At 34.6% G+C, this 18,898-nt stretch carries 16 protein-coding genes; 12 read left to right on the top strand and 4 right to left on the bottom strand.

The genetic code is table 11. The features are described 5' to 3' along the window. Nucleotides 1–3 precede the first annotated feature (3 nt). The 9 genes from K0U91_RS03415 to K0U91_RS03455 all read left to right on the top strand — a co-directional run bounded on the left by K0U91_RS03415 (nt 4) and on the right by K0U91_RS03455 (nt 8,455). Nucleotides 4–561 carry a NuoI/complex I 23 kDa subunit family protein gene (locus tag K0U91_RS03415; RefSeq protein WP_220180408.1) on the top strand — a complete coding sequence of 186 codons (558 nt, stop codon included), beginning with the start codon at nt 4–6 and terminating at the stop codon, nt 559–561. Beyond that, on the top strand, nt 561–1,058 hold the full coding sequence (locus tag K0U91_RS03420; protein ID WP_047447235.1) for an NADH-quinone oxidoreductase subunit J family protein: 498 nt from the start codon (nt 561–563) through the stop codon (nt 1,056–1,058). The genes K0U91_RS03415 and K0U91_RS03420 overlap by 1 nt, the downstream gene beginning before the upstream one ends. A 3-nt stretch (nt 1,059–1,061) precedes the next feature. Beyond that, nucleotides 1,062–1,391: an NADH-quinone oxidoreductase subunit NuoK gene (gene nuoK / locus K0U91_RS03425; protein ID WP_219970681.1), complete on the top strand. Its 330-nt coding sequence runs from the start codon at nt 1,062–1,064 to the stop codon at nt 1,389–1,391. Nucleotides 1,392–1,394: 3 nt separating this feature from the next. Beyond that, nucleotides 1,395–3,308, top strand: a complete 1,914-nt coding sequence (gene nuoL / locus K0U91_RS03430; RefSeq protein WP_220180409.1) for an NADH-quinone oxidoreductase subunit L — start codon at nt 1,395–1,397, stop codon at nt 3,306–3,308. Then, nucleotides 3,308–4,801: a complex I subunit 4 family protein gene (locus K0U91_RS03435; protein WP_220180410.1), complete on the top strand. Its 1,494-nt coding sequence runs from the start codon at nt 3,308–3,310 to the stop codon at nt 4,799–4,801. The genes nuoL and K0U91_RS03435 overlap by 1 nt, the downstream gene beginning before the upstream one ends. Before the next feature lie 159 nt (nt 4,802–4,960). After that, complete coding sequence (locus K0U91_RS03440; RefSeq protein ID WP_220180411.1) at nt 4,961–6,346, top strand: NADH-quinone oxidoreductase subunit N; 1,386 nt, start codon at nt 4,961–4,963, stop codon at nt 6,344–6,346. Between the two features lie 325 nt (nt 6,347–6,671). Then, entirely contained in the window at nt 6,672–6,905 is a 234-nt protein-coding gene (locus K0U91_RS03445) for a hypothetical protein (RefSeq protein WP_220180412.1), read from the top strand. Between the two features lie 23 nt (nt 6,906–6,928). Further along, a complete protein-coding gene (locus K0U91_RS03450; protein WP_220180413.1) occupies nt 6,929–8,233 on the top strand; it encodes an AbiH family protein in 1,305 nt (434 codons plus the stop codon). After that, nucleotides 8,234–8,455 (top strand): hypothetical protein, encoded by a 222-nt coding sequence (locus K0U91_RS03455; RefSeq protein WP_220180414.1) that lies wholly within the window; start codon nt 8,234–8,236, stop codon nt 8,453–8,455. 16 nt (nt 8,456–8,471) lie between these two features. Here the strand turns inward: K0U91_RS03455 and K0U91_RS03460 are convergent, their stop codons facing one another. After that, nucleotides 8,472–9,320 (bottom strand): putative phage abortive infection protein, encoded by an 849-nt coding sequence (locus K0U91_RS03460; protein ID WP_220180415.1) that lies wholly within the window; start codon nt 9,318–9,320, stop codon nt 8,472–8,474. A gap of 99 nt (nt 9,321–9,419) precedes the next feature. Here K0U91_RS03460 and K0U91_RS03465 point away from each other — a divergent pair, with 99 nt between their 5' ends. Further along, a complete protein-coding gene (locus K0U91_RS03465) occupies nt 9,420–9,647 on the top strand; it encodes a hypothetical protein (RefSeq protein ID WP_220180416.1) in 228 nt (75 codons plus the stop codon). A 36-nt stretch (nt 9,648–9,683) separates the two neighbouring features. Here K0U91_RS03465 and K0U91_RS03470 read toward each other — a convergent pair whose 3' ends face one another. Beyond that, nucleotides 9,684–10,937 carry an AbiH family protein gene (locus tag K0U91_RS03470; RefSeq protein WP_220180417.1) on the bottom strand — a complete coding sequence of 418 codons (1,254 nt, stop codon included), beginning with the start codon at nt 10,935–10,937 and terminating at the stop codon, nt 9,684–9,686. A gap of 35 nt (nt 10,938–10,972) precedes the next feature. Next, nucleotides 10,973–11,248, bottom strand: a complete 276-nt coding sequence (locus tag K0U91_RS03475) for a hypothetical protein (protein ID WP_220180418.1) — start codon at nt 11,246–11,248, stop codon at nt 10,973–10,975. Nucleotides 11,249–11,396: 148 nt separating this feature from the next. Between K0U91_RS03475 and K0U91_RS03480 the strand changes: the two genes are divergently transcribed. Continuing rightward, the gene (locus tag K0U91_RS03480) at nt 11,397–13,808 is read left to right on the top strand and encodes a GAF domain-containing protein (RefSeq protein WP_258561908.1); all 2,412 of its coding nucleotides are present in this window, start codon (nt 11,397–11,399) and stop codon (nt 13,806–13,808) included. 10 nt (nt 13,809–13,818) lie between these two features. Here the strand turns inward: K0U91_RS03480 and K0U91_RS03485 are convergent, their stop codons facing one another. Further along, nucleotides 13,819–15,000: a Pycsar system effector family protein gene (locus K0U91_RS03485; RefSeq protein ID WP_220180419.1), complete on the bottom strand. Its 1,182-nt coding sequence runs from the start codon at nt 14,998–15,000 to the stop codon at nt 13,819–13,821. A 26-nt stretch (nt 15,001–15,026) separates the two neighbouring features. Here K0U91_RS03485 and K0U91_RS03490 point away from each other — a divergent pair, with 26 nt between their 5' ends. Then, nucleotides 15,027–18,740, top strand: a complete 3,714-nt coding sequence (locus tag K0U91_RS03490; protein ID WP_220180420.1) for a metallophosphoesterase — start codon at nt 15,027–15,029, stop codon at nt 18,738–18,740. Nucleotides 18,741–18,898 lie beyond the last annotated feature (158 nt).

Consider the following 18,898-nt stretch of genomic DNA (forward strand, 5'->3'; position numbering starts at 1 on the left):
TAAATGAAACTTACAAACAGATCAAAAGTTGTTTCGAATAAAGAAATGACCCTTGCTGAAAAAATCTACCTCCCGGCGATTTTTAAAGGTATGGGGATTACTTTTAAGCATGCTGTGAGAACCGTTATAAAAGGCGCACCTGCAGTATATTCTTATCCTGAAGTACAGAAACCGAGAGCAGATATCTGGAGAGGTCAGCACGTTCTGAAAAGAGATGAAGAAGGCAGAGAAAGATGTACAGCTTGTGGTTTGTGCGCAGTGGCATGTCCTGCCGAAGCCATTACAATGACGGCTTCAGAAAGAACAAGAGAAGAAAAAGATCTTTACAGAGAAGAAAAATATGCATCAGTATATGAAATCAATATGTTGAGATGTATTTTCTGCGGTATGTGTGAAGAGGCTTGTCCGAAATCTGCAATTTATCTGACAGACCGTTTGGTAGATGTAGAAACCAACAGAGGTTCTTTCATTTATGGAAAAGATAAATTGGTTGAAAAAATTAATGAAAGGATTGACATCACAGAAAGACAGTCCGAGAAACAAAAAAATGCGGTAAAATAATGGATCAGTTTTTATTTTTCTTGGTGGCGTTTTTAGCAGTGTCGAGTGCGGTTTACTTCGTATTTGCGAGAAATCCTCTCTACGCTATTCTGTCATTAATTGTTACAATGTTTTCAATCGCCGGAATGTACATTCTTCTGAATGCTCAGTTTTTGGCCATCATACAGATCATCGTTTACGCAGGTGCGATCATGGTTTTATTCCTTTATATCTTAATGATGCTTAACCTTAATAAAGAAGACGAAAGTAAGAAGAACAATACTTTAAAGTTTGTTGGAGTTTTTACAGCCGGTCTTTTATTAATTGGGGTTTTAGGTGTTTTCAGAGGAGTTCAGGAGCAACATGTGGTAGTAGAAAACGTAGACAAAGGTGTTGGTCTTACGAAAAACTTGGGAAGACTTTTATTCAACGAATATGTTTTGCCGTTTGAGCTTGCTTCCATCCTGATTTTAGCAGGGATTGTAGGTGCGGTATTAATCGGTAAAAAAGATTTATAAATTATGGGAGAAGTAAATACTTTTATACAAAGCGTCCCTTTGGAATATTTCATCATCCTTTCGTCAGTATTGTTCTGTCTTGGGGTTTTGGGAGTATTGCTGAGAAAAAACGCAATTGTAATTTTGGGTTGTGTGGAGCTTATGCTTAATTCTGTAAACCTTTTGCTGGCTGCATTTTCAGCATACAACGGGAACAGTGACGGACAACTTTTAGTTTTCTTCATTATGGTGGTTGCTGCTGCAGAAGTTGCTGTAGGTTTAGCAATTATTGCGATGCTCTACAGAAATACCCGTTCTGTGGATGTAAGTATATTTAATAAATTAAGAGGATAAAGAATGGAAAATTTAGTCTATGCAATAATACTTTTACCACTTTTAGGTTTTCTCATTAACGGTTTATTCGGGAAAAATCTTCCAAAAATAGTGGTGGGTTCTCTGGCTACGGCAATGGTTTTTATTCCGTTCTGTATTGCAGTAAATATTTTCATGAATTTTGATTCTGAAAGCCAGCCCATAATCGTAAAAGCTTTTGAATGGTTTAGAGTTAACGGAATTCAAATTAACTTCGGTTTCCAGATCGATCAGCTGTCATTAATGATGGTAATGATCATCACAGGAATCGGATCTTTGATTCACCTCTACTCTATCGGATATATGAGTCATGATACAGGTTTCTATAAGTTTTTCACTTATTTAAATCTGTTTATCTTCTCAATGTTACTTTTGGTAATGGGAAGCAACTACTTAATCTTATTCATCGGATGGGAAGGTGTAGGTTTGTGTTCTTACTTACTGATTGGTTTCTGGTACACGAACGAAGAATATGGGAAAGCAGCGAGAAAAGCTTTCATCATGAACAGAATTGGTGACCTTGCTTTGTTGATCGGAATCTTTATGATCGCTTCTCAAACAAATGCAGTTGATTATTTAACGGTTGCTCAAAACGCAGGGAAATTTGAATTAGACGGAACAATTATCATATTTATCACAGCGAGTTTATTCATTGGTGCAACAGGAAAATCGGCTCAGGTTCCTTTATATACATGGTTACCCGATGCGATGGCTGGTCCAACACCGGTTTCTGCATTAATTCACGCGGCGACGATGGTAACGGCAGGTATTTATCTGGTAGTAAGATCAAACTTCTTATTTACTTTAGCTCCAACCGTACAAGACGGAATTTTATTAATCGGATTCTTAACCGCAGCATTGGCAGGTTTCTATGCGCTTCGTCAGAACGACATCAAGAAAGTATTGGCATATTCTACGGTTTCACAACTTGGTTTTATGTTTATCGCTTTAGGTTTAGGAGCTTACACAACAGCAATGTTCCACGTGATGACACACGCTTTCTTTAAAGCTTTGTTGTTCTTGGGTGCGGGTTCAGTAATTCACGCGATGAGCAACGAGCAGGATATGCGTTTTATGGGAGGTTTGAAAAAATATATTCCCATCACGCATGCAACTTTCCTGATTGGAACTTTAGCAATCTCAGGATTCCCTTTATTATCAGGGATGATTTCAAAAGACGAAATTTTAGTGGCAGCTTATGCTAAAAACCCTGTTTACTGGGTGATGCTATTCATCTTAGCAGCTGTTACGGCAACTTATATGTTCAGACTGTATTACCTGACTTTCCACGGAGAGTTCAGAGGTACAGAAGAACAGAAACATCATTTACACGAAAGTCCATTAAACATGACTTTACCGTTAATTGTTTTGGCTGTCCTTTCAGTGCTTGGAGGTTTCATCAACCTTCCTCACTTCATCGGTCATGGTCATTATGCTAAATTAATGGAATGGCTGAAACCTGTTTTGACAGAAGAAAGCTTTAACCAAATGGAAACTACGCTTACAGGAGTAGCAGAAAACACCGAATTTATTCTTTTGGGAGCAACAGTTGCCATGTTTTTCGCAGTTTGGTTTATCGTGAAAAACACATATGTGAATAAGAAAAAAAGAGCTATTGCTGAAGACGATTATACAGGATGGGAAAAACTTTCTGCTAAGAAACTTTACGTAGACGAACTTTACAATGCATTGATTGTAAAAACCGTTGAAGGACTGGGACGTGGGGGAAAAATGTTTGACAAAGGCGTTCTGGATCGTTTTGTAGATTATGTGGGAGAAGGCGCTGAAGACAGCGGAAGATCAATGAAGCGTATACAGAACGGAAATGTAGAAAACTACATTCTGATCATGTCTTTAGCTGTGGGAATTATATTAATTGTTAACTTTATATTACAATAATGTCTTATTTACTATTAACATTATTACTTTTACCTCTAGTAGGTTCGGGATTGGTCTTTGCATGGAGGAATACCTCAAGCAAATACCTGGCATTAGGAATTGCTTTGATTCAAATGCTGCTTACATTTTACGTTGTTTCGGATTTTGATTTTAATCCGACCGTAGACAGCGTATTGCAGTACGAGATTAACGAGCCTTGGTCGCAATTTATAAAAAGTAAACTTCATTTCGGAATTGACGGGATGAGCTTGCTTCTTTTATTGTTGACCAATATTTTGATGCCGATCATTATTTTATCATCTTTTAATGAAAATGTAAGCTATAAAAACACATTCTACGGTCTGATTTTGCTGATGCAATTCGGATTGGTGGGTGTTTTTACCGCTTTAGACGGACTGTTGTTCTACATTTTCTGGGAAATAACTTTGATTCCGATCTGGTTTATCGCCGCACTTTGGGGGCAGGAAAACAAAAGACTTGAGTTCACTACAAAATTCTTCGTATATACTTTCGTAGGATCCTTGTTTATGTTGGCTGGTTTAATTTACGTTTACAATCATTCAGCATCATTTGCTTTGACAGATTTGTATAACGCAAACTTGGGTGAAACTCAACAGATTGTTGTTTTCTGGTTTATTTTCTTTGCATTTGCAGTAAAACTTCCGGTTTTTCCATTCCACACTTGGCAACCGGATACTTATACTTACTCTCCAACTCAGGGATCAATGTTGTTATCAGGGATTATGCTTAAAATGGCAATCTACGGTGTGCTTCGGTATCTGATTCCGATTACACCGACTGCAATTTTCGGAATTTCCGGACAGATTGTAATTATCTTAGCGATTGTAGGAATTGTGCACGGAGCATTAATCGCAATCATTCAAACAGATATGAAGAGAATCATTGCGTATTCTTCTTTCTCGCACGTTGGATTGATGGTAGCAGGTATTTTCTCTTCTGCAGTGCTTACTTTAAGAGGAACATTTACGATTGAAGGAGCTGAAGGAGCTTTGGTACAGACATTTGCTCACGGTATTAACGTGGCAGGTTTATTCTTCTGTGCTGATATTTTATACAAAAGATTTAAATCAAGAGACATCAGACAGATGGGAGGTTTGGCGAAAGTCGCTCCTAAGTTTGCCGTTTTATTTTTGATTATCATATTAGGTTCGATGGGAGTTCCATTGACGAATGGTTTCATCGGAGAATTCATTTTGATTAAATCGATCTTCGACTTTAATGTATTGGCTTCAGTAATTGCAGGTCTTACCGTTATTCTTTGTGCAGTTTATCTATTAAGATTCTACGGAAAAGCAATGTTCGGACAAGGTGACGAAGCAGTTTTAAGCACAGCAAAAGATTTATCTGCAGTAGAATTCTCGGTATTGGCGAGTATTGCAGTATTTGTAATTGTACTGGGAGTTTTTCCTCAGCCGGTTATTGATATGGTAAGTAGTTCACTGAAGTTTATTTACACTTCAATGATTAACTAAAATTTAAATAGTAAAAGATTAAGAATTATTCAGAGAGCGAAAAGAGTAAAGAGAAAAGATAATAGATTAAAGATTTTAAAGACTGTATTTCACAACATTAAATCTTAAATAAACAACTTTGAACTTTAAACCTTCAATCTCCAATCTCAAATATAAATTATGAGTGTTTTAATTATTGTTTTCCTAACTGCAGTTGCTGCGTTATTTTCGGGAGTTTTTGAGCAAGGAAAATTCGCAAGATACATTGGGATTTTTGGATTAATCATTGCCTTATATGTAAGTTTCTTACCGGAAGCTTCATTCTTTGCGCAGTACAGACACATGTATGACTACACCGCAAACACTGCGTTGTTTACAAAAATATCTTTGGTAACGACTTTACTATTATTCTTTTTGGGAGGTTTCGCTTTCAGCAATCACAGAAGCCACCAGTCAGAATTGTATGCCTTGATGCTTTTTGCTCTTTGTGGCGGAATTATCCTTTTCGGTTTCCAGAACTTAGTGACTTTATTCTTAGGAATTGAGATTCTTTCTATTCCTTTGTATGTAATGGCGGGAGCGAACAAAACAGATCTAAGATCAAACGAAGCTTCTATTAAATACTTCCTGATGGGTGCATTTGCAACAGGTTTCTTACTGTTTGGTATCGCATTTATCTATGGAAGTACAGGAACTTTTGATTTATATAAAATTCAGGAATTTACAATCACGAATCCTAAAAACATCATGTTGATTTTGGGGGTAATCATGATGCTTTGCGCAATGTCGTTCAAAGTAGCTTTAGCACCATTCCACATGTGGAGTCCGGATGTGTATGCCGGTTCACCATCTTTGATCACAGCTTTTATGGCGAGTGTGGTGAAAATATCAGGATTTTTTGCACTGTTCAGATTAATGACAATAGGATTCTCCGGTGTAACTGCTGAATGGATTAATATTTTGGGCGTATTTTTAATCATCACTTTATTCCTTGCCAATGCAATGGGTCTTGCACAGACCAATGCAAAAAGAATGTTGGCCTACTCGTCAGTTTCCCATGCAGGATATATCGGGTTGGTTTTCTTCGGGATGAATGCACTTTCTACGTATACTTTAGCATTTTACTTATTCGCCTATTCACTTTCAACAGTGGGCGTATTTATGTGCTTGATTTGGGTAGAAAAAATAAAAAGAGAAACCTCATTTGGCGCTTTCAAAGGATTGGCAAAAACAGAACCGTTATTAGCTGTTGTAGCAACCATCTCTTTATTGTCAATGGCAGGAATTCCTTTGACAGCAGGTTTTATGGGTAAATTCTCATTGTTTGCTCAGGCATTGACAAAAGATGATAATACATTCTTGGTAATCGTAGCAGTTTTAGGTTCGGCAATTTCTATTGCGTATTATTTAAGGTTGATTATTGCGATGTTCTTTTTTAAAGAAAGCACCTTCAAAACTGCAGAGAAAGTGACCATTACGTATAATATTGTTGCGGTGGTAATCATTGCTTCACTGGTAATATTAGGAGTTTATCCTGATTTTTTCGCGAAGCAGTTTGGATTGTAATCTAAATTAAAATATATAAAAAACCTTTCAACGTATTTTGAAAGGTTTTTTTGTGACAATAACTTGAGTATTGATCGATACCAATATTTTCAGCTCCCGTTCTTTCTAAGGGTTTTGATTTTATTACTAACGCCCCAACAGGAACGGGAGTACTAAATGCTACACTGGAAGCAGTTATTGGATGAAAATATTTTCCCAACAGTACGAAACAACAGGGGAAACTGAATATTTAACAAGGGTAATATTGCATATAGTATCTCTCATGATTGGGGCTGCTTGTCTTGATTCAATTTTAAAATTTGCCAAGCTATTATCAAATAGATGAATGTACAATATATGCGTGCAAATTATCGAAAGTCAAGCGTGTCCGGAAACGGTGAAATTCTTTTCTCTTTGCTCAGGCGGAAATAACAAAGCATTAAATTATGCTTATGTAATTATTTCCGGTGATGGGATTGGATATTTTTTGATTGTTTATGATGGTAATCGAATGATCAGTTTTAAAGTGAATAGCTGTAATTCCGAAGGCTGTTTGCTTCGATCAATTGAAGAAGTTTAATATCTTTACATTAAAACTATTCCATGATAAAAAGAATAATTCTAATCGGAAATGGCTTTGATTTAGCTCATGAAATGCCAACTTCTTATAACAATTTTATAGATAATTATTGGTCTAAAATTGATTATCGTCTTTCACAATCTCGAGAACCTCATTACTCTTCAAAGGATTTCGCAGTTACCTATACATATGGTTACGTGAGTGGTGATATATTTAATGCAGCAAGAAATTCGAGTACTTTTCTTTCAAGAGAATATTTAGAAAATGGCATATTCAACACATCTCACAAGATTTTACAAATACATAATAATTTTCTTTTTCAAATATCTGAAAAGTCATTTGAAAATTGGGTTGATATAGAAAATGAATATTATGATATACTTTTAAGCCTAATTCCTGATAATGATAGTAGAGAAGGCGGGATTAAAAAAATAAATGAAGAATTAAAGCGTATTAAAGATGAATTAAAAAATTACTTAGTTGAAGTCGAAGATAAGTTTCAACATTCTGATAAAATAGTAGATCATATTAAAAACATAATGGATCAACCCATTAGAATTGAGGATTTATCCGAAGAAGCTAAGAAAAAGATATACAAAGAAAAATGGGAAATGTTTAAAAACATTGCTCTAAACGAAAATCCAGATAAAAACAATATAGTGGAATTCTATACCAGTAAATTTGATAAATTTTTACATAGTATTGTCTCCAAAGCAGTTTGGAGCGAGTCAGCCTTCTATACACTTCTAAAATCGCATGAAGATAAATTTTTTGAAGATAGACATGACTCAGTAGAAGTAATTAGTTTCAACTATACTTCTACCGAAAAGATTTACGAAAAGTTAATTGATTTTAACGTAACGCATATTCATGGAGAATTAAAAAATGACGATAATCCCCTAATATTTGGATACGGTGATGAACTTGATGATTCATATTTACAAATTGAGAAACTGAGAAATGATGCATTTTTAGACAACATGAAATCAATTAATTATTCTAAAACTAGTAATTATAAAAAAGTTCTATCAATATTAGAAAGCGGATTGTTTCAGGTATACATTTTGGGGCATTCATGTGGCAATTCTGATCGAACATTATTGAATACAATTTTCGAGCATGAGAATTGCGCCTCGATAAAATTATTTTACTATCAAGATTCACCGAATACTGACCGATATTTTGATACTTACAAAAATATTTCTAGAAACTTCAATAGTAAGACAAAATTAAGGGATCGTGTTGTTAATTGGCAGCAATCGGAACCTTTAATACCTTATACTTTAAAAATAGAAGTTGTAGATGACTTTAAATACAGTAAACGTTAAATGAAACGAAACCGCATAATCTACCACGTAAAACTACACGAACCGATTGAAGGTAAAGCTGATTTCTTTTTCAGCTCAATTACGGCTATTTACAATACTTTCACCGCAGAACAAATTGGAGTTGCCAGACAGACTTTATATCAGCAAAGTCTACAGCCTGGTGATGAATATAGGACAAAGTTTTGTGTAGTGAAAAAAGAAGAGGTTTTGAATAATAAGTAATAAGTGATTACAAAATCTACTTGTAAGTTTGCAATTCTTTTCTAAGAAATTCATTTGTAAAATTGCTAATTCCTAAATTCTCAAGAATGCTATATTTCTTTATCATTAGGTTAAATTCGTCATTTTCTTGATTTACAATACACTTGTAAAAAATAGTTATCAGTTCACTTATATTTAATTGAGATCTAATTATTGAAGCGTATAAGTCTTTTTCCTTTATTTCACTTTTTTCAATTAATTTAAGTATTGTATATAAAGTTAGAAAGTATGAGTAGAACATATTTCCATACCAAATATGACCATCTCTGATCGCGTGCACAACTTCCTTTCTTGTTAAAGAAATTACTTGATTATCGACTTCTTTGTTGTGACCTCCCCTATTAAAATGATCGATTTTTAATACATCTTCAGATATGCTTCTCATCTTAACATTCACGGTGTTAGTGAAAAAATCAAAAACACCTTTTTTCGTGTAAGTACTATTTAGGCTTGTGTAAGACTGGTTTTCTACATTATGATTAAACATATTTAACATCTGAAAAAATGTGTTTTCAAATTGTTGTTTGGTTAAAGTTTCGTTTTGAGTTTCAAATTCATTACGTGTAAGCTTCATTTCTTCCCTAGTCAGCTCCAATTCATTTCTTTGTAATTTTAATTCTTGGCGTTGAAGTAAAATAGCAATGATAACTCCTGTAAAAGACAATCCGGTAAAAAAAGCATTTGAAGCTCCAAACATATCACCAAAAATACCTTGTTGGTCACACGATAAGCTTTTAGCATAATTGTAATTATAGTAAAGAGTAAAACCCATTAACAGTAGCGAACCTCCACCGATAGCCCAAAATATCCAATTATCTTTTTTCATAAAGTATTAGTTTTTACAAATATAGAAAGTGTATTGTAAAATCTTAAACTTAATTGAAAAGAATTAACTTTGAAATAATTAATATTTAAAAACAATACCATGAAAATTAGAATTCAAAACGGAACAGAAAATTTAATTCTAGAGTATGATAACGAAAATAGAATTAATGAACTTTATGCAAGTATAATTCTTTCTCTCAAGGACGAAACTAATAGTACTTCTGTTTTATATAGTAAGGATGATTCCACAACAATTGTTTTGCCTTGCTTATATCTTAAAAATAGCAAAATTACACTGTATAAAGAAGGAGATATAAACTTTTTGTAATGTGAGGGGCTCCAAGCCCCTCAATCAATACTTTTATTATTTATAGCTATATCTAACATCTTGTGGTAAAGGTTGTGATAGTGTTTTATCAACTACTTTTTGCCTCATTAAGGCCTTTTTATTAAAGTGTCTCGATATATTTTGCGAGAGATCTGTAAAATTATCAGTGCCGTCTTCGCTTAGATGATAGTATACTTTAATTGATTTACAATTGTTATGCTCAAAAACTGTATTCAATAATGTTCTATCTGACAATCCACACGAGTGCCCCATGATTAATATCTGATAATCTTTTGACTCGATCCAATTTAACAATTTTCTATAATTGGAATTATTAAAGTACATAAATGATTTGATATTTTCGAGATATTTATTGTCACCTATATTTTCTAAAACTTTATAATTATCATCCATTTCATCTCCAAAACCAAAATTTATTGGATCTTCAACGCTACTTACCGTTCCATGTATTTGGATATGTGAACTTTTTCCTATCTTTTTATCGTTTTCCAAGTTTAATCTTGAAACATAGTTTGCAACATTAGACGTGTAATTAAAATCTAAGAATAAATTTTCAGATTCGTAAGACCCGAGATATGATAATTTTAAGCTATTATCATACTTTATTAATTCGTCTTTATAATCGTATGGAAATTCTAAAAACAGCTTATGATCCGGTTTTCGATAAAGATCTTGATATTTATTTTTAAACAGAGTTGCTATCGAGTTTAACTCATTTCCGCTTCCAAGAAAATTATATATATTTTCAATGTTTTCAGTTATATAATAGTTGAGAAGATTTTTAATATTTTCAAATTCTTTGTTAAGTTGTTCAATGTTGCCAAGCTGAGGAAATTCACCAGTCTCTTTAATAATTGAAAGTAATGCTTTATAATAAATATTTTCAATGTCTACCCAGTTTTCTAAATTTCGAACCGTTATTAACTCAAATAATTTATTACTAAATTCAAAAATAATCTCGCCACTTTCATCTGCGAAGGCGAAATGTTTATATGTAATCTTAAATGAGCTTTCTCCATAAAAAGAATTAGCAATATTATAAGAACCATGATTATAAAATCTCCGAGCATTTGCTACAAACTCTTTGTAATTTAAAAATTTTGAATCACCCCTAAAATGATCATAGTTTATGTTGAATAATTTTTTGATCAAATAATTACTATTGATATTATTTACATTTTGCCAAATGAAATTTAAAAATGATGTATATGAAGTTGGAAGACCATGTGCCAAATCAAAGCCATTACCAATAATTACTAATCTATTCATGTTATTAGTTTTCACAAATATAACAAAAAAGCCATCTACAATAGAGGGCTTAATTTATCTTGATTGTTTTTGATGAAGTAAGGTGTACTTCTCGCTCTTTCGATCTTATTCTTATTGTCAGAAACCCACGATGTAAATTGAGACGGCAATTCTTTTACAACATCATCAGGTTCCGAAGGTTTCAAACCTTGAAGGATCCGTGTATTATCTTTCTCCATTTCTTCAAAAGTTTTCAGAAGTGTGATTACCGTACATCTGCAGTTCGGATGCCATCCCCAGAATTTAAAATCTTTCGGATATTCTCCGGCCATCGCTTCGCAGAAAGGGCAATGATTTGGATTGTTTGATAATTTAATTCAAATTCCGACCGAACAAAATCGAAATGCTACTGATGTCGTGGACTTGTCCGTAATTGATAAAGTAAAAACCTTACAAATATATTTTAGCATGTAAAAAAGAATGAGTATAGATGCTGATTTCAAAATAATTCAGTCGAAATTTCCAGGTTTACACAACAGTTTTACTTTCACAATTTCTTACCTTTACCCACAAAATTTATTTCCCGTTTTGTCGAATCTTTACAAGAAAGAAAGTCCGTTTCAGGTTTTTATATCGTTCAAAAAATATTTGGATGTGTTGGAGCATATTCGCTATAATGATCGTTTAGAATACCGCGCCAGCTACGCAGAATCTCTGATTGAAAAAACTAAGAATTTCCAGGAATTGCGGGATGGCTTTCAGGATCTTTCCCTTTTTGAGAAACACAAAGATCTCATCAGACTTTTACTTGCAGATCTTTTCCCTACCGGGTTGACCCGTAATGAGATCAAAGCGGCAGGAATTCCGCTTACCAATATTACCTTTAATTATACCGAAAGATTTCAAAACATTCTGAATGACGCCGGAAAAGATTTTGAAATCGAATTCCGTGACATCAGCGATGACGAATATTATGTATTCTGCTGTTGCCTGATTTTACAGACGTACCTTAAAAAAGATATTAAAGTTACCTTACCGTTTTATTATGATATTCCCGATAAGCAGGGAATTATAAAACACTATAAAATCACGGTAAACTCAGATTACAGCGATGTATATCCTGCAGTTGGTACGGAGATTCCTTCTGAGGATATTTTAGATATGCTGCTCGAAAATTTAGATGACATTCAGCTCTGGAAAAAATATTTTCCGGCAGAATCGTGGATCTTAAATGGTTTCAGCATCATTTCACTCATCGACTGCACCTCGGAAGTTGCACTTTCTGACCTGAAATCGAGCCTTATTAAAATTGATCTCCAACATCCGGCTCCCGATGAAAATCTTAAGGAAATCTTTAAATCTTATTTTGAAGTTGCCGATCTCAATTTCGGGTTAATGCTTTTTAATACCAAAAATAAAAGGCTTGAGAAACTTCCGATTTATGATAATGTTTTTACCAACTATATCCTTGATTTCTGGATCAATACTTTCGATGAAGAAGTAAGAAAAACTGCCTTCGAAAATATCAGCTACAACTCAAAACCCGTTGTGGTTTCTAATGTTGACAAGCTTGATGACGAAATCAAAAAGCTGCCTTCTTTCAGCATTCTCAAAGATAACCGCATCAACAGCTTTATGGTTATTCCGATTATGAAAGATGGCGAGCTGCTTGCTATGATGGAATTTACTTCACCCTTGCCCAACAGTTTAAACGGTTTAAAACTAAAAAAACTCGAGTTCGTTGCAGACATGATCATTTTCTCTCTCAGCAGATTTTCTTACGAAAGAAATAATCAGATCGAAGCCATTATTCAGCGCGAATACACGACGATTCATGATAGCGTGATCTGGAAGTTCAGAAATGAAGCTGAACGTTATTTCAATGCCTATTTATCTAAAAAAATATATACTTTAAAAGAGATTTCTTTTAAAAATCTGACACCGTTATTCAGTTTCTCAGATATTCGCTCTTCGTCAGACAAGCGTTTTAACCTGATGCTAGAAGATCTTAATCAACAGATTGACGGACTTCATGAAGTGATTCTCCTCCTCAATTCTTCAGATGCAGAGAAATATTCTCTGGCATTGGATGTTTTTGAAAATGAACTGAATAATGAAATAAAAGCAGATACAGAACAACGGTTTCAAAGGCTCTTGCGGGAAGAAATTCATCCCTATTTGCAAGGCCAGCTCGAGGTAAAAAGTGATAAAGCTGTAAAAGAGAAAATCAAAAATTACTTCAGTCAGGTATTTTCGCAAAATGATCTTTTTTATGCCAACAGAAAAAATCTTGATGATTCTATCACCCTTCTCAACCGTAAACTCGCTGATATTTTAGATCAGAAACAGGTCGCTGCCCAGGAAATTTTCCCGCATTATTTTGAAAGATTTAAATCTGATGGTGTCGAGCATAATCTCTACATCGGTCCGAATATCGCTCCGGATTTACCCTATTCTACAAAGGTTGTTCACGAATTACGATATTGGCAGCTGGAGACAATCTGTACGATGGAACATGAGTTTAATTTGTTTAAAAAAGACCTACCGATCTGTTTGGATATTGCTTCATTAATCTTCGTGTATAACGAAAAAATAGATATCCGTTTCCGGATGGATGAGAAACGTTTTGATGTAGACGGAGCCTTTAATTCCAATTTTGAAATCATCAAGAAAAGACTGGATAAAGCCCACATTAAAGATTCTACAGAAAGAATTACCTGCCCCGGGAAAATCACCATCGTTTATTTCGGAATGGAAAACCAGCGCGAATATCTTCAATACATCAGCAGACTTCAAAAACAAAATGTCTTAAAATCTGATGTCGAATTTTTAAGGGTTGAAGATTTGCAGGGAATTACGGGATTGCTGGCGTTGAGGGTTTCTTTTGTTTGAAACATGCAGCTTATAACTTAAGAAAAGCATACGCAAAAGACAGCACAGAAATAATAATTCCCGCCATAAAAATATTGTAAGTGATAGACAACAACTTGTATTTCCGGTCTAAAACTTTTCCTAAAAAATACAAATCCTTTACCATAGAATCGTAGATGTAATCTCTGTCTTTGATCAAATCATGCATTGAACTCAGATAATCGTTAAACTGCATTTGGTGAAAATTACCAAAAAACAGAAGGTTTACTTTTCGGTCTGCAATATCCTGTCTTGTAAAAGTAGTTTTGGTCACATTTGGTTTGGTAGAAAGAATGGCGAAAATAATCGTTAGAACACTTGAGATCAGCAGGAAAAAAGTAGGGATAATCAAATGTGCATTTTTAGGAGTATCTAATTTCGGAACCAAAACAGAAAGACAAACCGAAATAGTGATCGCATTGACAGAAAGCAAAATATTGGCTTTGCTGTCTGCAATATCACTCAATCTTGTATGATTATTCAAAGTAACTCTGAAAAGCGTATCTACACTTCTGTCAGATTTTGAATCCTTATCTTTTTTAGAATCCGAACTTTCTTTCTTTGTTTTGTCTTCTTTATCTAATTTATCGAGCTTTTTTTCCAATTTTTTTACATTTTTCAATTTAAGCGGTTCCCAGTGTTCTTTGGCATATTCCGTAAAATATCGGTGCTTGTTTTTCAGAAAATCAATATTCATCACGTTCCATTCATCATTTGAAAAGCACATTCCGCCAGTCAGCTCCCATTCTTTACGAAGCGCCTCTGCTGAATCATTATAAAACGGACTCGAAAAATGACTAAAATCCGCATCCTTCATAATTTCTTCCAGAAGATTTTGAGGCTGATGATATTTTTCGGTAGAAAGAATCAGAGCAGCAACTTCATCAATATATTCTTGTGATGCATTCTCATGCAAAAGAAATTCTGTAACAATTTCTACCCCTTTTTTTTCATGTCCTTCAGCGTTGCAATCGGTAAAACCTACATCATGAAACCACAGCGCCAGCAAGATTTTTTCCCGCTCTGCTTCAGAAACATCCGTATGCTGCATGATCTCTTCAGCCTTGTTGACAGCATACGTGGTATGAATAAAATTATGGTAAAAATATACAGAAGATAACTTATCTTTGAATAAGTTTTCTACATAATCTTTAGCTCTGTTTAAAACGCTCATTTCTGAATTTTTCTTAATGTAAATGTATGAATTTATCCTTTAAATTTGATCGAAAAATATTCTCCTTAAGTGCTAAAGCAGTCTTGCTTTCAGGATTTTTATATTCGTGTGCAACTTATAACGTACAAAAGGGTAAAAACTTGCGTGAAGTAAAAATTTCTGACATCAAAACTGATAATGATTTTAAAATTTTTCTTGTAGGTGACGCCGGAAATGCAGATGAACCGCAAGCTCAGCAGACTTTAAATTTTATTAAAAATAAGCTGGATTCTGCAGATAAAAATTCAATGCTTCTGTTTTTGGGTGACAATATCTATCCGTTGGGAATGCCCGGAGAAAGTGATAAAGATTATCTCTTGGCCAAACAGAAAATGGAAAATCAATTAGCGATAACCAAAAACTTCAAGGGAAAGACATTGGTCATTCCGGGAAACCATGATTGGTACCACGGTCTGGAAGGCTTGAAAGCTCAGGAAGAATTTGTAAAATCTTATCTGAATGATAAAAAAGCATTTTTACCTAAAAATTCCTGCCCGATTGACGACATCACTTTAACCAAAGATATCAAGCTGATTGTTGTAGATTCTGAATGGGCTTTAATCAACTGGGACAAATATCCCGGCATCAACAAAGGTTGTGACATCAAAACGACGGCAGATTTTTATGCCGAATTCAAAGATTTGATTTTAAAAAATCAGGATAAAAGAATTATTGTAGCAATGCATCATCCGGTGATCAGTTCGGGTACGCACGCAGGATTTACTTCAGCAAAATCTCATCTTTCCGCCTTGCGGGGGAAAGTTCCGGTTCCCGGGGTTGCCACGGTAGTCAATATTTTGAGAAGTTCTTCCGGGGTAAGCATGGAAGATCTGAGCAACAGTCATTATACAGAATTTGCCAACAGAATTAAAAGCATTATTCAGGATAAAGAAAATGTGATTTTGGTTTCAGGCCACGATCATAATCTTCAATATCATTCGGACAGAAATATCAGACAAATCATCAGTGGTGCAGGTTCAAAAACCGATCCGGCAACGATTGTTCAGAAAACAGATTTTTCTTACGGCGGAAGCGGTTTTGCCGTTTTAAATATCCGGGAAGATTTAAGTTCTGATGTTGAATTTTTTTCAACAAAAAACAAAAAACTAGAAAAGCTGACTCAAATTGCAGTGATTTCAAAACCTGCAGAATTGATAAACAATTATCCTGATACCTTACCTTTAACCGGGACGACAACTATTTATTCTGAAAGACAGGCAACAGCAGGAAAATTCTACTCTTGGCTTTGGGGAAATCATTACAGGAAATATTATGCGCTTCCAATTGAAGCTAAAACAAAAAATCTGTCAGACATGGATCCCGGATATTCACCTGTCAGAGAAGGTGGCGGAAACCAGTCGAACAGTTTACGTTTAAGAACCAATGACGGACAGGAATTTGTCATGCGAGGAATAAAGAAAAGTGCAGTCCGTTTTTTGAATGCTCAGGCTTTCAAGAAAAGCAGCTTCGGAAGTGAACTCAACAATACTTTCCCTGAGAGATTTTTGCTCGATTTTTATACGACTAATCATCCGTTTACAGGATTTGCGGTCAATAACATGATCGACAAATTGGGTATCTTTCACAGCAATCCTGAACTGTACTACATTCCAAAACAAAAATCTTTAGGACAGTACAATCAAAATTACGGTGACGAACTGTACATGATTGAAGAACGTTTTTCATCTGATCCAAAAACATTACAGTCATTGGATAACGCTGAAGACATTCTTTCGACTTCAGATGTTCTGAAAAATATGCGAAAAGACGGTAAATATTCTGTAGATCAGGATCTTTACATCAGAGCAAGAATTTTTGACATGCTGATCGGCGATTGGGACAGACACGAAGATCAATGGAAATGGGCAGAATATAAAGTTGGTGACAAAGTCGTTTACAAACCCATTCCCCGAGACAGGGATCAGGCATTCAGTAATTATGATGGTGCAGCTTTTAAAGTGTTGATGAATATTCCGGCAATACGTCACATGAAAACTTTTAAAGATGACATTAAAAGTGTTCGTTGGATGAATATGGAACCATATCCTATAGATTTAATTTTCTTGAAAAACGCAAATCAGGAAGACTGGATAGCTCAGGCAAAATATATTAAGGAACACTTATCAGACAATGATATCGACCGTGCTTTTGATAATTTACCGAAAGAAGTTCAGGATGAAACCATTGCTGATATTCAGAGAAAACTAAAACTCAGAAAAGGTAAACTGGAAGATTATGCAACCCAATATTTTGATGTTTTGCAGGAAAAAATTCCATTGACTGGAACCGTTAATAAAGATAAATTTGTTATTACTAAAACCGGAAATTCTGTTGAGGTAAAACAATATCAACTAGGCAAAAACAAAGGTGAAGAGTTGGTGTTTAAAAAGAAATATGAAGACACAAACACAAAAGAACTATGGATCTATGGCTTGGAAGAAGACGATATTTATGAAGTTTCTGGCGAAGGAAAATCTAAAATCAACATCCGATTAATTGGTGGCTACAATCACGATACGTACAATGTAGATAATGGGAAAAAGGTAAAAATCTATGATTTTAAATCACAGAAAAACACGTATAATTCAAAGTCTGCAGCCCAACATATTACCAACGATTATGACGTCAATACATACAATTGGAAGCACCCGAAATATAACTTCTTTGCAGGTTATCCGATGGCGAATTTCAATCCCGATGATGGAGTAATTTTGGGAATTGTGGCAAATTACACGGTCAATAATTTTATCCGTGATCCTTTTACCCAGAAACATAGTTTAAGTGCCAATTATTACACTTCAACAGGCGGATTTAATGTAGGTTACAAAGGAATTTTCAAAAAAGCAATTGCTGGTTGGGATGCCGGAATTGATGCCACTTATACCACTCCATTTTTTGCAAGAACATTCTTTGGTTTGGGTAATGAAAGTTTGAATGATGCTGATGAAGATAACCGAGACTACAACAGAGTGCGTATTTCTCAGTTTAAATTTGCCCCTTCTATTTCAAAAACAAGCTGGCTGAATATGAAACATCAGTTCCAGTTGAATTTTGAGCACTCAAAAGTACAGTTCAACGATGACCGTTTTATTGCTGTTTCTCCTGTTGTAAATCCTGAAGTTTTTAGAGGACAGCAATTTGCAGGGGCTAATTATACATTCAGTTTTAAAAATTTAGACAATAAAGCATTTCCTACTTTAGGAATGGAATTGGTTTTAAATGCAGGCTGGAAAGCCAATCTTTCAGAGTTTAATCAAAATTTCGCCAATTTCAACGGAACTTTAAATCTTTTTCATAGAATTGATAAACGGGGAAAATTTGTGTTTGCCAACTCGAGCAACGCAATGATCATCAACAATAATAATTTTGAATTTTATCAGGCTGCTGCAATCGGCGGCAACAACGGAATGCGTGCTTACAGAAATGAAAGATTTGCCGGGAAATCATATTTTTCCAACAATTCTGAGATCCGTTGGAATTTTGGAAGAGTAAAAAACAACATTGTTCCTGCCAATATGGGAATTTTAGTGGGTTATGACTTGGGAAGAGTCTGGATAGATAATGAACAGTCTGATAAATGGCATCAAGGCGTTGGCGCAGGATTCTGGCTGAATATTCTTGAAATGTTCTCTGCAAGATTAGATTACTTTACCGGAGAAGATGGCGGAAGAATTTCCGGAGGTGTGGGGTTGACCTTTTAATAATTTTGATTCTTTTATTTTAAAACTATTTAAGCAAAGACTTTTTAAATGTAAAATCTGTCATTCTGAATGGAGCAAAGCGGAATCAAGAATCTTAACTCAATTTTGTTGAGATTCTTCTTTCATCAGAATGACAAACATCAATTTAAAGTAAATAT

This window comes from Chryseobacterium sp. LJ668, from assembly GCF_019613955.1.
Lineage (GTDB): Bacteria > Bacteroidota > Bacteroidia > Flavobacteriales > Weeksellaceae > Chryseobacterium.

Bases quoted from the DNA above. Each gene is read 5' to 3' on its own strand.
- K0U91_RS03415 (WP_220180408.1), top strand. From the start codon at position 4: ATGAAACTTACAAACAGATCAAAAGTTGTTTCGAATAAAGAAATGACC.
- K0U91_RS03420 (WP_047447235.1), top strand. From the start codon at position 561: ATGGATCAGTTTTTATTTTTCTTGGTGGCGTTTTTAGCAGTGTCGAGT.
- nuoK (WP_219970681.1), top strand. From the start codon at position 1,062: ATGGGAGAAGTAAATACTTTTATACAAAGCGTCCCTTTGGAATATTTC.
- nuoL (WP_220180409.1), top strand. From the start codon at position 1,395: ATGGAAAATTTAGTCTATGCAATAATACTTTTACCACTTTTAGGTTTT.
- K0U91_RS03435 (WP_220180410.1), top strand. From the start codon at position 3,308: ATGTCTTATTTACTATTAACATTATTACTTTTACCTCTAGTAGGTTCG.
- K0U91_RS03440 (WP_220180411.1), top strand. From the start codon at position 4,961: ATGAGTGTTTTAATTATTGTTTTCCTAACTGCAGTTGCTGCGTTATTT.
- K0U91_RS03445 (WP_220180412.1), top strand. From the start codon at position 6,672: ATGTACAATATATGCGTGCAAATTATCGAAAGTCAAGCGTGTCCGGAA.
- K0U91_RS03450 (WP_220180413.1), top strand. From the start codon at position 6,929: ATGATAAAAAGAATAATTCTAATCGGAAATGGCTTTGATTTAGCTCAT.
- K0U91_RS03455 (WP_220180414.1), top strand. From the start codon at position 8,234: ATGAAACGAAACCGCATAATCTACCACGTAAAACTACACGAACCGATT.
- K0U91_RS03460 (WP_220180415.1), bottom strand. From the start codon at position 9,320: ATGAAAAAAGATAATTGGATATTTTGGGCTATCGGTGGAGGTTCGCTA.
- K0U91_RS03465 (WP_220180416.1), top strand. From the start codon at position 9,420: ATGAAAATTAGAATTCAAAACGGAACAGAAAATTTAATTCTAGAGTAT.
- K0U91_RS03470 (WP_220180417.1), bottom strand. From the start codon at position 10,937: ATGAATAGATTAGTAATTATTGGTAATGGCTTTGATTTGGCACATGGT.
- K0U91_RS03475 (WP_220180418.1), bottom strand. From the start codon at position 11,248: ATGGCCGGAGAATATCCGAAAGATTTTAAATTCTGGGGATGGCATCCG.
- K0U91_RS03480 (WP_258561908.1), top strand. From the start codon at position 11,397: ATGAGTATAGATGCTGATTTCAAAATAATTCAGTCGAAATTTCCAGGT.
- K0U91_RS03485 (WP_220180419.1), bottom strand. From the start codon at position 15,000: ATGAGCGTTTTAAACAGAGCTAAAGATTATGTAGAAAACTTATTCAAA.
- K0U91_RS03490 (WP_220180420.1), top strand. From the start codon at position 15,027: ATGAATTTATCCTTTAAATTTGATCGAAAAATATTCTCCTTAAGTGCT.